Origin of the sequence: Sinorhizobium fredii USDA 205, from assembly GCF_001461695.1 — a bacterium.
Classification (GTDB): Bacteria; Pseudomonadota; Alphaproteobacteria; order Rhizobiales; family Rhizobiaceae; genus Sinorhizobium; species Sinorhizobium fredii.
On record NZ_AUTC01000189.1, the window covers coordinates 196,195 to 208,453 of the forward strand.

At 63.0% G+C, this 12,259-nt stretch carries 14 protein-coding genes; 6 read left to right on the top strand and 8 right to left on the bottom strand.

Annotation, left to right across the window (positions count from 1 at the left end):
* The first annotated feature begins 94 nt into the window (after positions 1–94).
* Positions 95–307, top strand: coding sequence for an alkylphosphonate utilization protein (locus N181_RS27610; RefSeq protein ID WP_014327668.1), 213 nt, complete (start codon positions 95–97; stop codon positions 305–307).
* Positions 308–370: 63 nt separating this feature from the next.
* On the opposite strand, the gene N181_RS27615 is transcribed toward N181_RS27610, so the two are convergent.
* Complete coding sequence (locus N181_RS27615; protein ID WP_014327667.1) at positions 371–793, bottom strand: organic hydroperoxide resistance protein; 423 nt, start codon at positions 791–793, stop codon at positions 371–373.
* A gap of 116 nt (positions 794–909) precedes the next feature.
* Here N181_RS27615 and N181_RS27620 point away from each other — a divergent pair, with 116 nt between their 5' ends.
* Positions 910–1,401, top strand: coding sequence for a MarR family winged helix-turn-helix transcriptional regulator (locus N181_RS27620; RefSeq protein WP_014327666.1), 492 nt, complete (start codon positions 910–912; stop codon positions 1,399–1,401).
* 27 nt (positions 1,402–1,428) lie between these two features.
* On the opposite strand, the gene N181_RS27625 is transcribed toward N181_RS27620, so the two are convergent.
* Complete coding sequence (locus tag N181_RS27625; RefSeq protein WP_014327665.1) at positions 1,429–2,190, bottom strand: L,D-transpeptidase family protein; 762 nt, start codon at positions 2,188–2,190, stop codon at positions 1,429–1,431.
* A 477-nt stretch (positions 2,191–2,667) separates the two neighbouring features.
* Here N181_RS27625 and N181_RS27630 point away from each other — a divergent pair, with 477 nt between their 5' ends.
* The gene (locus N181_RS27630; RefSeq protein WP_037391320.1) at positions 2,668–3,327 is read left to right on the top strand and encodes a glutathione S-transferase family protein; all 660 of its coding nucleotides are present in this window, start codon (positions 2,668–2,670) and stop codon (positions 3,325–3,327) included.
* Here N181_RS27630 and N181_RS27635 read toward each other — a convergent pair.
* Positions 3,287–4,222: a LysR substrate-binding domain-containing protein gene (locus N181_RS27635; RefSeq protein WP_037391322.1), complete on the bottom strand. Its 936-nt coding sequence runs from the start codon at positions 4,220–4,222 to the stop codon at positions 3,287–3,289. The two genes, N181_RS27630 and N181_RS27635, sit on opposite strands and share 41 nt — an antisense overlap.
* Before the next feature lie 428 nt (positions 4,223–4,650).
* Here N181_RS27635 and N181_RS27640 point away from each other — a divergent pair, with 428 nt between their 5' ends.
* Entirely contained in the window at positions 4,651–5,016 is a 366-nt protein-coding gene (locus N181_RS27640) for an MmcQ/YjbR family DNA-binding protein (RefSeq protein ID WP_037391352.1), read from the top strand.
* Position 5,017: 1 nt separating this feature from the next.
* Here N181_RS27640 and N181_RS27645 read toward each other — a convergent pair whose 3' ends face one another.
* Positions 5,018–5,644, bottom strand: coding sequence for a glutathione S-transferase family protein (locus N181_RS27645; RefSeq protein ID WP_037391323.1), 627 nt, complete (start codon positions 5,642–5,644; stop codon positions 5,018–5,020).
* A gap of 179 nt (positions 5,645–5,823) precedes the next feature.
* On the opposite strand from N181_RS27645, the gene N181_RS27650 reads away from it, so the two are divergent.
* Positions 5,824–6,555, top strand: a complete 732-nt coding sequence (locus N181_RS27650) for a DUF4198 domain-containing protein (protein ID WP_037391325.1) — start codon at positions 5,824–5,826, stop codon at positions 6,553–6,555.
* A gap of 87 nt (positions 6,556–6,642) precedes the next feature.
* Here N181_RS27650 and N181_RS27655 read toward each other — a convergent pair whose 3' ends face one another.
* The gene (locus tag N181_RS27655) at positions 6,643–7,650 is read right to left on the bottom strand and encodes an asparaginase (RefSeq protein ID WP_037391327.1); all 1,008 of its coding nucleotides are present in this window, start codon (positions 7,648–7,650) and stop codon (positions 6,643–6,645) included.
* A 71-nt stretch (positions 7,651–7,721) separates the two neighbouring features.
* On the opposite strand from N181_RS27655, the gene N181_RS27660 reads away from it, so the two are divergent.
* Complete coding sequence (locus tag N181_RS27660; RefSeq protein WP_037391328.1) at positions 7,722–8,459, top strand: DUF3750 domain-containing protein; 738 nt, start codon at positions 7,722–7,724, stop codon at positions 8,457–8,459.
* A gap of 241 nt (positions 8,460–8,700) precedes the next feature.
* Here N181_RS27660 and N181_RS27665 read toward each other — a convergent pair whose 3' ends face one another.
* The 3 genes from N181_RS27665 to N181_RS27675 form a co-directional block, all read right to left on the bottom strand.
* On the bottom strand, positions 8,701–9,708 hold the full coding sequence (locus N181_RS27665) for an NAD(P)H-quinone oxidoreductase (RefSeq protein WP_037391329.1): 1,008 nt from the start codon (positions 9,706–9,708) through the stop codon (positions 8,701–8,703).
* 80 nt (positions 9,709–9,788) lie between these two features.
* Entirely contained in the window at positions 9,789–11,585 is a 1,797-nt protein-coding gene (locus N181_RS27670) for a GGDEF domain-containing protein (RefSeq protein ID WP_037391353.1), read from the bottom strand.
* A gap of 125 nt (positions 11,586–11,710) precedes the next feature.
* Positions 11,711–12,259, bottom strand: coding sequence for an HdeD family acid-resistance protein (locus N181_RS27675; RefSeq protein WP_060564033.1), 549 nt, complete (start codon positions 12,257–12,259; stop codon positions 11,711–11,713).

Genomic DNA, 12,259 nt, shown 5'->3' on the forward strand with positions numbered 1-12,259 from the left:
GCAAGCGGATGGGCTTGCGCTCGCGCCTCTCTCCTGCTTACGGAGGCACAGCGACCCGTCATCGGCAATGCTGCCACCCCGGAAAGGACCGATAGTGGACGTCAAGGATTCGAACGGCGCCATTCTGAAGGATGGAGACAATGTCACGTTGATCAAGGACCTGAAGGTGAAGGGTACCTCGACCACGCTGAAGCGCGGCACGCTGGTGAAGGGCATCCGCCTGACGGACAATCCGGACGAGGTCGAGTGCCGCGTCGAGAAGGTCAAGGGGCTGGTGCTGCGCACCGAATTTCTGAAGAAGGCCTGATGGCGCCCTACATCCAGTAGCTGAAGCCCGCGGCGGCGGGCTTCATGGTAGTCCGGTATTCTATCAAGCCACCGACAATTTCACGTCGACGTTGCCCCGGGTCGCATGGCTGTAGGGGCAAACGATATGCGCCTTCTGCACCAGGTCTTCGAGCACGGCCTTGTCGACGCCGGGCGATGTGATCTCAAGCGCCGCATCGATGTAGAAACCCGTGCCATCGTCACGCGGGCCGATGCCGACCGTCCCTGTCACTTTCGTGTCTTCCGGAAGCTTTACCTTCTCCTTGCCGGCGACGAACTTCAGCGCGCCGAGGAAGCAGGCGGAATAGCCGGCGGCAAAAAGCTGCTCCGGATTGGTGCCGCGTGCCCCATCGCCGCCAAGTTCCTTCGGCAGGGTAAGGGCCACGTCGAGAACGCCGTCGGCGCTCTTGGCCTGGCCGGCGCGGCCTCCGGTGGCGGATGCGGTGGTACGATAAAGAATGGGCATGGCAGTTCTCCTTGCTTTTCGTCGTTGTCGATGGTTTTCTAATAGCGTAAAATTAAATTGTACGCAAATTAATTTTGCAAATTGCATTCCGGGCGTGAATTTGCGACAATACGGGCATGACAACCAAAGCGGCGAAATCTGAAGACGCACTTCCCGACGAGGCGCTAGCCCTCGGCCAGCAACTTTGCTTTGCCGTCTATTCCGCCACGCACGCCTTCAACCGAGCTTACAAGCCGCTCCTCGACCGCTTCGGGCTCACCTATCCGCAGTATCTCGTGCTGCTTGCGCTCTGGCAACAGGACGGCATGACGGTGAAGCGGATCGGTGAGGAACTGGGTCTCGATTCGGGCACTCTCTCGCCCCTGCTCAAGCGGCTGGAGGCGGCAGGCTATGTCGGGCGCATGCGCGACCCGGCCGATGAAAGGCAGGTCATCGTCAGCCTCACGGAGAACGGCCGGCGCCTGAAGATCGAGGCTTTCAAGATCCTTGCGGAGATCGGCCGCGCAACGGGCTGCAGTCTCGCAGAAGTCGGCGAGTTGCGCGACGCGCTGCATCGGCTGACTGAGCGCCTCGCCGACAGTCAGGCCGAGGGAACGCAAACCGATTGATCCGCGCAAACGCCCGGCTCGCCGTCTTCAGATGACGAGTATCGGCGCCTTGCCGCGCACGCGGGCATAGAGATCGATGACGTCCTGGTTGATCATGCGGACGCACCCGGACGAGACGGCCTTGCCGATCGACTGCCATTCCGGCGTACCGTGGACGCGATAGAGCGTGTCCTGGCCGTTCTGAAAGATGTAGAGCGCCCGCGAGCCAAGCGGATTGTCGAGGCCCGGCGGCATGCCACCGTTGTCGGCCGAATATTTGGCGAGCACCGGCTGGCGGGCGATCATCGAATCCGGCGGCGTCCATTTCGGCCACTTCTGTTTCCACTGGATGACGCCGCGCCCGGACCAGGCGAAACCTTCGCGCCCGAGGCCAACGCCATAGCGCGTGGCAGAGCCGCCGGATCCGATCAGATAGAGATAGCGATCGGCGGTATCGACGACGATCGTGCCAGGCGCCTCGCCGAACGGATCACGGACCTCCTGACGGTAGAAGCGCGGGTCTATCTGCTGGTAGGGCACCGCCGGAATGAGAAACCCGCCATCCTCCCGCTGCGCGTAGACATCGGCGTAATAGGCGTCCTGCGGCGGCAGGCCGGTCAGCGGCTCTTCGAGCATACCCGGATCGACCCAGCGGCTCTCGAGGGCCGGATCGCGGTAGACCGGCATCGTTTGCTGGCGAAACCGGTCGGTGTTCATCGACGACGTACAGCCCGCAAGGCCGGCGGAAGCGACCGCGAGTCCGGATGCGCAGAGAAACTGGCGGCGGGAAAAGACAGGCAGCGATGACATCGAACTCTACTGGGTTTGAGTGCAGCGAGGAAGGAGAACGGCGCGACGCGCGATTTGCATCGTCCCGCTCCTTGCAACGAGATCACGATGATGTTGCGGCGAAGCAAAAGCCATCTCCGTGATCGATATCGACAAGTCGGAGCGGGACGCAAGCTAAAACCGCTCTTGCGATCTCCCTCCAAGCTTGCATTTACGGCTGGAGCCGGACTTGCGCCAGTAAATACGCAATCACGATTGTGGTATCGCGTTTTGCAACCGAGCTTGTCTCGCGACCAACCCCATCAAAAGATTTCATGCGACGCATCAAGGCGGACGGCTTCAGCAGGCGTCGACCATTGCGTATGTAAAGGCCTCGTCAAACTACAGCGCCGCGCGTCCGATCGGACGCGCTAAGGTCGCTGTAGCACTTTGAAATTCTGCATGATTTTGTCCTTAAATCGATTCCGATTTAAGGAATCATGCAGTAGGAGGCCGGAGATGCTGACGATTTATGGTGTGTATCGCTCGCGCGCATCGCGCAACTACTGGCTGGCGCGCGAACTCGACATTCCCTTCAGATCGATCCCGGTCATCCAGGCGCGGCGCCTCGCCGATCCGCTTTCCGCGGATGCGCCGATCAACACCCGCTCGCCGGGTTTCCTTGCCGTCAACCCGATGGGCCTCATTCCGGCGATCGAGGACGACGGGCTCGTCTTGACCGAGTCGCTTGCCAACAATCTCTATCTCGCCCGCAAGCATGGCGGACCGCTGGCACCGGCCGACATTGCCGAGGAAGGGCAGATCGGCAACTGGACCATGTGGGCGGCAACCGAAGTCGAGCCGCATGCGGTCAAGATCATCCTCGCCCATGACGACGGTATCGAGAATACGCCTGGCGGCCGGGACTTGATCGCCGCCTGTGTGCGGTCGCTCGAAAAAGCCTTTGGCCGGCTCGAGAGGCATCTCGACGGCCGCGATTACCTCGTCGGCGGCCGCTTCACCGTTGCCGACCTGAACCTCGCCGAGGTGTTCCGCTATGCGATGAGCCAGACTGCGCTCTTCGAAAGACACCCGCGCGTCAAGGCATGGCTGGCGCGCTGCCAGTCGCGTCCGGCCTTCAAGGCGATGATGGAAGAGCGGCTGAAGGAACCGGAATAGCAAAGAGCTGCCGCATCCCCTCCTCGACCTCCTCGCGCACCCATCGCTTGAAGGCGAGCGCCGCCTTGCCCTCGCGCCTGGAGGCGGAGGTGACGAAATAGTGCCCGAAGCCGGTTTTCGCGCGGACGCCGAAAGGGGCCACGAGGCTGCCCTTCACCACGGCATAGCCGGCGAGCGTCTGCCAGGCGAGCATCACCCCCTGCCCGGCAATGGCCGCATCGAGCGCCAGCGACGCTTCGTTGAAGGTGTGGCGCACGGTCATCTCGGCGCCGGAAAGGCCGACCGCCTTCAGCCACACCTCCCAGGAAAACATCGCGTGCTCGTCGATGACGGCCGGCAGCGTCAAGATGTCCGCCGGCTCGCGCAGTCCCGCGGCCAGGGCCGGCGAGCAGACGGGAAAGACCTCCTGCTCCAACAGCAACTCGGCGCGCACGCCCGGCCAATGCCCCGCGCCGACGCGTATGGCGAGATCGACATCGGAGGTGTCGAGGTTGACGAGCTTCGTGGTCGCATCGATTCTCAGCCGGACTTCCGGATGGCGGTCGGCAAAACGATTGAGCCGATAGACCAGCCAGCGCGCCGCAAAGACCGGCGCCACCGAAACCGTCAGCACCGATTCGTCGCGGCGTCGGGCCTCGGCGACCGCTTCGGCAAGCTCCGCAAAGGCGCTTAAGAGCCGCACCAGAAGCAATCGGCCCGCATCCGTCGGCACCAAACCCCGTGGCAAACGCTCGAAAAGCGCCCGCCCCAGCTGCGCCTCGGTCTTGGCAATCTGCTGACTGACGGCACCGGGCGTCACGCCGAGCTCTTCCGCCGCGGCCGCGAGCGAGCCGAGGCGCCCGGCCGCCTCGACGGCGCGCAACCCGTTCAGATGGATCGCGTTGAGGTCTTTCATATAGCTTTTCTAAACGAAGCACGCGGCAATCTCAATTGCAAATGCCCCCGAATAGGAGGACTCTACCAATAGCTCCTCTGGTCAACGGAGGAATTTATCCTTGATTTCAATGCATTGTCGCGAACCGTCGTGTCTCGATGCATTCGCGGCGGAGCGGCGATGCCGAATGGAGGTCCCGCCATGTTGAAGCTTTTCTCTATTCTGAAACGGGCCGCAACTCAGCACGGTGATCAAGCCGAAGCGTCGGTAGCTTGGTCGCGTGATCCGCTTCAGCATCCAGATCTTGCCCGTATGGGGGAGCGCGAGCTTGCGGATCTTCCCTTCCCGGGCTGGCCATGGCCTCGCGCCATCTCAAGCAAAGCTTGCGACTGCGCCTGATCGTCGTCACACTTGGATGCAATCCGTTCTTGGCGAATGACGGCTTACCGATGGTGCAGGAGATCGAAACAGGCTTCGAACGCGTCCGGCGCCTCGCCGAAGCGGCAGGGCTGCCGGAAACGACCGTCGGCACGTCCTACGGCACGCCGGCACTGCTCGTCAAAGGCAAGAGCTTCGTGCGCACGAAGGACGCCGAAACGCTCGTCGTGATGTGCGCGCTCGAGGAGAAGGAGATGCTGATGGAACTCGATCCGTCGCTCTTTTTCGAGACCGACCACTACAAGGGCTGGCCGGCGATGCTCGTGCGACTCGCCATCATCGACGATGCGGCGCTGACGCAGAGACTGATTGCCGCCTGGCGGGAAAAGGCGCCGAAGCGGCTGGCGGCGCAGTTCGACGCCGCCAGTTCGCGCTGATTCAGCCCCGCGCCCGCACGACCTCCAGCACCTTGGCGACGGCGGGCCGTTCGGCCATGCGATTGCGGTGGTCGAGGACTTTCGGGAACTGCCCCGGATCGACGCCGTCGCCTTCGAGCCAGATTGCAATGGTGAAGAGGTAGGGATCGGCGATCGTATAATTCTCGCCCATCACGAAGGGACCGGCGAACATCCTGTCCTCGATCAGGGCGAAGCAATCCGCCATGTTCCTGGCTACCTTCGCCTTCATCGCCTCATGGGCGGCCGGATCGTCCGCCCAGCGCGCACCGCGCCGGCCATGCGCGTGGGCGACGTGCACCGTCGAGCAGAGATAGCTCAGGAACGACTGCAGCCGGGCGAACTCGAACGGATCGCCGAGGGGCGCGAGCCCGGCATCCGGAAAGGTCTGGGCGATATAGGTGAGGATAGCGGGCGTTTCCGTCAGCGTACCCCGGTCGGTCACCAGGGCCGGAACGCGGCCTTTCGGGTTGATGGCGAGATATTCCGGCTTCGTCTGCTCGGCCTTTGAGAAGTCGATGCGATACGCCTCATGGGCGGCGCCCGCCTCCTCCAGCGCGATATGCGAGGCGAGCGAACAGGACCCCGGCGTATAAAACAGTTTTAGCATCATCATGCTCCTACATCGGAATGCTTGCGTGACCACAAACCAACTCACGCCGCTTCAACGGCGTAACGGCACAGAGCCACAAGGCACGCGGCAGAAGAGATGAAATCGCGTCGATTGACAAGGTCCGGCATTGGCCGCTATCAAGTGCCGTTACGTTATAACATTATAAGGAGCTACTGATGAACAATCTTGTGTCCATGTTCGCCGCAGCGGGTCTCATGCTGGCGACAGCAAGTCCTGCCTTTTCGCACGGCGCCTGGGTCGCCGAGCGCTGGGGCGAGTTTGCGGTCGTTTACGGTCACGGCGCGGGAGACGATGGCTATGATCCCGCCAAGGTCACCAAGGCGACAGCGATGGCTGAAGACGGTACCGAGATTGCGGTGAGGACAGAGCCCGCCGAAAACCACGTTCTGCTCAAGCCGGAACGCGAACCGGCGCTGATCGCCCTGGAATTCGACAACGGCTATTGGAGCGAAGGGGCCGACAGGAAATGGCTGAACAAGCCGAAGAACGCGGTGCCCGGCGCCCGCCGGGCGACCCGCACGATCAAGAACAGCATTGCCCTGATCCAAGCCCACGACACGCTGCCAGCCTTCCCGCCGCAGACGCTGCAGATCGTTCCGCTCGACAATCCGATCGGCCTGAAGCCGGGCGCGACGTACCGTATTCGGGTGCTCTTCGAAGGCAAGCCGCTCGAGGGCAAGGAAATCATGCTCGACTATGCCGGACTTCCGGAACTCGTCTCGGCGAAGACCGACGCAAAGGGCGAAGCGGAGGTGACGCTGCGCAATGCCGGCCTGAACGTCCTGGCGGTCAGCCACGACGTGCCGCTCGAGGGCAGCAGCGCCGCCGACGAGACCGGCTACACGGCGACGCTGACCTTCGTCGCCGAACCGCATGTGGATGAATAGTCGCCTCCTGCCGGCGGGATATCCGCCGGCGCCCCTCCTCACGCCGCAATGTCGGCGCAGCGGGGAACGCCTTGGACAGTTTCGGAACTACGAGGCAAGGGCTTCCGTGACGCGGACGTCGCCGACATGGATGCCGTTCCAGTTGCTCATCGAATGGTTGGCCTGCGCCAGCAAGGCCGCCTGAACCTCTGGGTCTTCCCCGAAGAAGCGCGCCAGTGTGGCCGCGACCATCGATTCGGCGGCGCGGGTCGTGCCGTCCTCGCATTTGACCGCAATGCCGATGCCCTTTTCCGGGATTACTGCGCAGAACACCCCTTCGGCGCCGGTCTTGGCGAAGATGCGACCGGGTGCCGCCTTCATCAGCCGCGTGCAGGTGCGATCGGTGCCGGCCACATAGAAGGGCTCTGCCATGCAGGCTTCGATCAGCCGCTTCGAGGCGCGGGCCCGCTCCGACCCCAGACCCACGCCGGTCGCCATGCGGGCGAAGCCACGGGCGAGGCCCTTCATCGGTACGGCATAGGTCGGGATCGAGCAGCCATCGACGCCGCAATTGTCACGGGTGAGAAGCCCGCCCGTCAGGCTTTCCATGATACCGCGGATTTCCTGCTGGATCGGGTGGTCGTAGCCGGCATAGCCCTCGACCTCGGTGCCGGAATGGCAGCAGGTGCAGACGAAACCGGCGTGTTTTCCGGAGCAATTGTTGTGCAAGGCGCTCGGCCTTTCCAGGGCGCGGGCCTGGGCAATGAGGTTCTTCTGGTAGAAGGACCAATGGGCGCCACACTCAAGGGCACCGACGTCGCGGCCGGCGGCGGAAAGCATCTTGCCGGCGAGCGCCACGTGTTCCGGCTCGCCGGAATGCGAAGAACAGGCAAGTGCCAACGCATTGTCGTCGAAGCCGTAGGCATCCGCAGCGCCGCTTTCCACCAGCGGCAGGGCCTGCATCGCCTTGCAGGCCGAACGAGGGAACACAGCGCCGTCCGTGTCGCCGAGCGCGAACAGCGTCTTGCCGTCGCCGTCGACCGCGATGACGGTGCCGCGGTGGCGGCTTTCGACCAGATTTCCGCGCGTCACCTCGACCAGAACGGGATTCGACATATCTTGCCCTCAATTTTCCAAGTTTGGGCTATGCATCTAGCAGGAATCCACCGGCAGAAAAGACATTGTCGATGAAAATCCTCCGCAGACTGTTCCTCGTCTTCGCCTTTATCTACCTGCTCCCGGCGCTTGCCTCGGCGGGGCTCTGGTACTTCAAGGAACGGCCGCAGAGCTGGCGCGACGCGGACTGGTCATCGGCAGGCGTCCTGCCCGAGGCATCCGCCAGTCCCGAGGCGGCGATCTATATCTTCTCGGCAACGACCGGCGGCATGAAGGGTGCCGTGGCGAGCCACGCATGGATCGTCACGAAGGAGGAAAGAGCATCCGGCTACAACCGGTATGAAAAGGTCGGCTGGGGCCGGCCGATCCGCAGGAACGCTTACGCGGCGGACGGACGCTGGTACTCGAACGCGCCACGCATCGTCACCGCCGTTAAAGGCGAGGAAGCGAAGCGGCTGATCCCCAAAGTCGAACAGGCGATTGCCGCCTATCCCTATTCCTCGCCCGGCGCCTACCGCCTCTGGCCCGGACCGAACTCCAACACCTTCGTCGCCCATGTGCTGCGCTCGGTGCCCGAACTCGACGCCGTGCTGCCGCCGGATGCGGTGGGGCGCGACTATCTGCCGGAAGGCAAACTGTTCCAGATCGATGTGGACGGCCGCGACTTGCATGCAACGCTCTATGGAGTCGCCGGGCTTTCAGCCGGCTGGCGCAGCGGCCTGGAACTGCATTTCATGGGACTGGTGGCCGGCTTCGATATAGCCAGGCCGGGCATCAAGATACCGGCGATCGGTCGTCTCGGCATTTGAGCCATGAAAAGGAAAAGGGCCGCGTTAGCGACCCTTCCATGAGTTTTGGCCTGTGAAATGGCTGGGCCGGGCGGGCCCTAGGAAGGTGGGGATCAAGCCGAGGGCTGCCTCGACTCCTTCACCTCTCCGATGCCTGTCACGAGGTCCGAAATCTCATTAGACATTGGATCACCTTCCTTTCTGTTGTTGCCGATACTGCCAAGTTAGTTCATGTCCGCGGCAATACAAGGGCGACCATCGTCTAATCCCTGGCGATCGTGATCACGATTTTGCCGATGTGGTCGCCCTCTTCCATCAGGCGGTGGGCATCCGCAATCTCTTCAAGGGGCAAGACGGCATGAATGACCGGTGCCACGTCGCCCGCCTCCAGAAGCGGCCAGACGCGTGCGGCGAGTCCGTCGCGGATCGCCTGCTTCTCCCCCGCCGTCCGCGGTCGCAAGGCGGATCCCATGACATGCAGCCGCTTCGTCAGGATCGCTGCGATGCTGGCGTCCTCGACACGCGCGCCGCCGAGAAAACCGATGATCGACAGGCGCCCGTCCTTGGCAAGCGAAGCGAGGTTGCGGCCAAAATAGCGGCCACCGACCATATCGAGGATGACATCGACGCCGCGGCCGCCGGTCGCTTCGAGGACGGCGGCCTTGAAGTCCTCTTCGCGGTAATTGATCGCCCGCTTCGCTCCGAGCGTCTCGCAGGCGGTACACTTGGCGGCACTGCCGGCCGTCGCGAAGACCTCGGCACCCAAGGCTTTGGCAAGCTGGATCGCAGTCGTGCCGATGCCGCTCGAGCCGCCGTGAACGAGGATGGTCTCGCCGGCCTTCAGGCCGGCCATGTCGAAGACATTGGCCCACACGGTGAAGAAGGTTTCCGGCAGCGCCGCGGCCCTGACCGCGTCATAGCCCTTCGGCCAGGCAAGCGCCTGCGTCGCGGGGACCGCACAGAATTCGGCATAGCCGCCGCCATTGGCAAGCGCGCAGACCTTGTCGCCGACCGCGAAACCCGTCGCCCCCTCGCCGAGGTCGGCCACCTCGCCGGCGACTTCAAGGCCGAGAACGGGGCTCGCGCCTGGCGGCGGCGGATAGTCTCCCTTGCGCTGCAGGACGTCCGGCCGGTTGACGCCGAACGCCTCGACGCGGATCAAAATCTCGCCGGGCCCGAGTTGCGGCAGCGGCCCCCGCGCCAAAACCATGTTTTCCGCGCCACCCGGGCTCGGCAGGTCGACATAGGTCATTTCAGTCGGAATGGTCATGGCGGTAATCCTCGCAAGGGAAGCACGCCGCCTATACCTATAGTCCGCCCGCAGCTCCGGAAAGCCGTCATTCGGCTGTTTCATTCCCGAGCGATCAATTCCAGCACCAACCCGGCCTCACTTGCCTTGGCGCGCGCCTTTATCTCCGCGATCCGCTTGCTCACCGTCTGGCTGTCGGAAAGGATGAACCCCTCCGGAAGCACCAGGACCGCGATCGAGCAACGCATCAGTGGAAAATCCTTCGCTCCGCCGTCGCGACCATAGCCACTGATCCGTCCCGCCGCCTGGTGCTCCGGCGAATAGAGCTGGCGAACGTCCGAGCGAAAATCATCGATGAGCCGCATCAGGACGGCGCAAAGATCCGCTTCCGTGAGGCCGCCGACCCCGACGAAGAAGTCGTCGCCGCCGACATGGCCAAGAAACTTCTCCTCACCGATGAAGTGGCGCCGCAGGAGCGCGGCGAACAGGGTAATCGCCAGGTCGCCCTTCTGAAAGCCGTAGGTATCGTTGAAGGGCTTGAAGTCGTCGAAATCGCAATAGCAGAAGTAGCGCGTCTCATCGCCGTCGAGAATGGCGTGCTGGACATAGTCGCGGATGGCGCGATTGCCTGGCAGGCCGGTCAACGGGTTCTGCTCCTGCGCCAGTTTCAACTGTTTCTCGTTGATGATCTTCAGGAGCGACGAGGCCGAGAGAATACCGGCATAGCGCATGTTCTCCGTCAGGATGACGCAATCGCTGCCGTCCATGCCGGCAAAGATCTTCAGCATCTCGTCGGCCGGCGTGTCGAGATCGGCGATCGGTGCAGGCGTGACGAAGTGCGAGATGCGACGCTGATAGATGCGGTTCTTCAGGAGATCGCGGCCGAAGGGATGATAGATCATCTCCTTCACATGGTACTCGTGCAGGATGCCGCGCGGCTCGCCATTGGCATTCAGCACCGGAAAGAAGGCCTGGCGCGGATTGCGCCGGAAGAGATCGAAGACGGAATCGAGGTCGTCGCTTTCCCTGGCCGCCGGCAGCTGTTCGATCTCCTTGCGGATCAGGATGCTGTCCAGCGTCGACGAAAGCCGCCGGACGCCGCCCGGCTCGAGATGCGGATAGGCGGGCTGTAGCTCGTTCAAGTGCGTCGTCGGGCGAGCGATGAAATAGCCCTGCATCAGGTCGCAGCCGAGATCGCGGCAGACAAGAAATTCCGCTTCCGTCTCGACACCTTCGGCAATGACCCGCGTACCGAGGACATGCGCCATGTTGACGGCGTGGCGCACCAGATGGCGCTTGCGGGAATCCCGCTCGATGCCGGAAATGAAATGCCTGTCGATCTTCACATAGTCGACCGGCTGATCGCACAGCAGCTTCAGCCCATTGAAACCGGCGCCGAAATCGTCGATCGCCAGCTTGAAGCCGGCGAGCCGCAATTGCCGGACCAGCGCCGAAAAGTCCGGCATCTTGCCGCCGTCGAACCGTTCCGAGAGTTCGAAGCAGAGCGCCGAGGGGGCGATATTGGCACGCTTCAGGTGATTGACGAGCCGCTCGACAATATCCCCCTCGCCGCCGACCAGCCGTGAATCGAAATTCAGGAAGAGCGTGCGTGCGGCAAAATCCGGCAGTGTCGCGAAGGCGGCGACGGCGCGGCTGTTGATCAAATGCTCGAGCGCCAGCAGTTGTCCGGCGCCCTCCGCCTTGTCGAGCAGTTCGAGCGGCGAGGCAAAGCCCAGGCGCTCGAAGCCTCGCACCAGGGACTCATAGCCAAACACGGCGCCGGTGGTCGCTTCGACGATCGGCTGGAAGGCGTTTTCTATGACAAGCTTGGCGAGCGTTACGATCTGGTCATCACCGAAGCGGCGAAGCGACAGAAGTTCTACGGGGGCGGCGGGCATGCCGAGCTCCAGGATAGGACATACGACGCACGCCAGCATCGGGGCCAAGCGTCAACGAAAGCTTTCGCGGATGTGAAAGTTTTGTGAAGGTCGTTCGGGGCGAAATCTGCTGCCCAGGCAGTCGACTAACTCTTGACGAGTACGCCGAAGGCGATCAGCGCCAATCCCTGCATGACGAGGTCGACCGCCAGGGACAGGCCAAGGATCCAGAGGCTGTCGACGGGCCAGCCGGCGGCGATGACGAGACCGGCGATGAGCGTTACCAGGCCGCCGATGACGATCCAGCCCCAGCCGCCGAGCGGGCTGAGCCGGAAGCCGACCCACATGCGGAAGGCCCCGGCGACGATCAGGGCGATGGCCATGAGGATGGTCAGGATCGACGAAGCGAGCAGCGGATTGATGAAGGCGAACAGCCCCGCCGCCGCATAGAGACCGCCGCTCAGCACCCAGAAGAGAAAGCCTCCCCAGTCCTTGACCTGATAGGCGTGAGCGAGGTTGAGCAGGCCGCCGATCAGCATGATGAGACCGACGTAATAGACGGAGGCGACCGTCGCCATCAGCAGATTGCCGAAGGCGATGCCGCCAGCCATGATCAGCAGCACGCCGAGCGCCACGAACCATCCCCACTTTGCAGCCACGTTCTGTCTTCCGGCCGGATCGAACGTGTTGGTCAT

What these genes read in the sequence shown, in the direction of transcription:
- N181_RS27615 (WP_014327667.1), bottom strand. Translation starts at nt 793, where the DNA reads ATGCCCATTCTTTATCGTACCACCGCATCCGCCACCGGAGGCCGCGCC.
- N181_RS27620 (WP_014327666.1), top strand. Translation starts at nt 910, where the DNA reads ATGACAACCAAAGCGGCGAAATCTGAAGACGCACTTCCCGACGAGGCG.
- N181_RS27625 (WP_014327665.1), bottom strand. Translation starts at nt 2,190, where the DNA reads ATGTCATCGCTGCCTGTCTTTTCCCGCCGCCAGTTTCTCTGCGCATCC.
- N181_RS27630 (WP_037391320.1), top strand. Translation starts at nt 2,668, where the DNA reads ATGCTGACGATTTATGGTGTGTATCGCTCGCGCGCATCGCGCAACTAC.
- N181_RS27635 (WP_037391322.1), bottom strand. Translation starts at nt 4,222, where the DNA reads ATGAAAGACCTCAACGCGATCCATCTGAACGGGTTGCGCGCCGTCGAG.
- N181_RS27640 (WP_037391352.1), top strand. Translation starts at nt 4,651, where the DNA reads ATGGTGCAGGAGATCGAAACAGGCTTCGAACGCGTCCGGCGCCTCGCC.
- N181_RS27645 (WP_037391323.1), bottom strand. Translation starts at nt 5,644, where the DNA reads ATGCTAAAACTGTTTTATACGCCGGGGTCCTGTTCGCTCGCCTCGCAT.
- N181_RS27650 (WP_037391325.1), top strand. Translation starts at nt 5,824, where the DNA reads ATGAACAATCTTGTGTCCATGTTCGCCGCAGCGGGTCTCATGCTGGCG.
- N181_RS27655 (WP_037391327.1), bottom strand. Translation starts at nt 7,650, where the DNA reads ATGTCGAATCCCGTTCTGGTCGAGGTGACGCGCGGAAATCTGGTCGAA.
- N181_RS27660 (WP_037391328.1), top strand. Translation starts at nt 7,722, where the DNA reads ATGAAAATCCTCCGCAGACTGTTCCTCGTCTTCGCCTTTATCTACCTG.
- N181_RS27665 (WP_037391329.1), bottom strand. Translation starts at nt 9,708, where the DNA reads ATGACCATTCCGACTGAAATGACCTATGTCGACCTGCCGAGCCCGGGT.
- N181_RS27670 (WP_037391353.1), bottom strand. Translation starts at nt 11,585, where the DNA reads ATGCCCGCCGCCCCCGTAGAACTTCTGTCGCTTCGCCGCTTCGGTGAT.
- N181_RS27675 (WP_060564033.1), bottom strand. Translation starts at nt 12,259, where the DNA reads ATGACCAACACGTTCGATCCGGCCGGAAGACAGAACGTGGCTGCAAAG.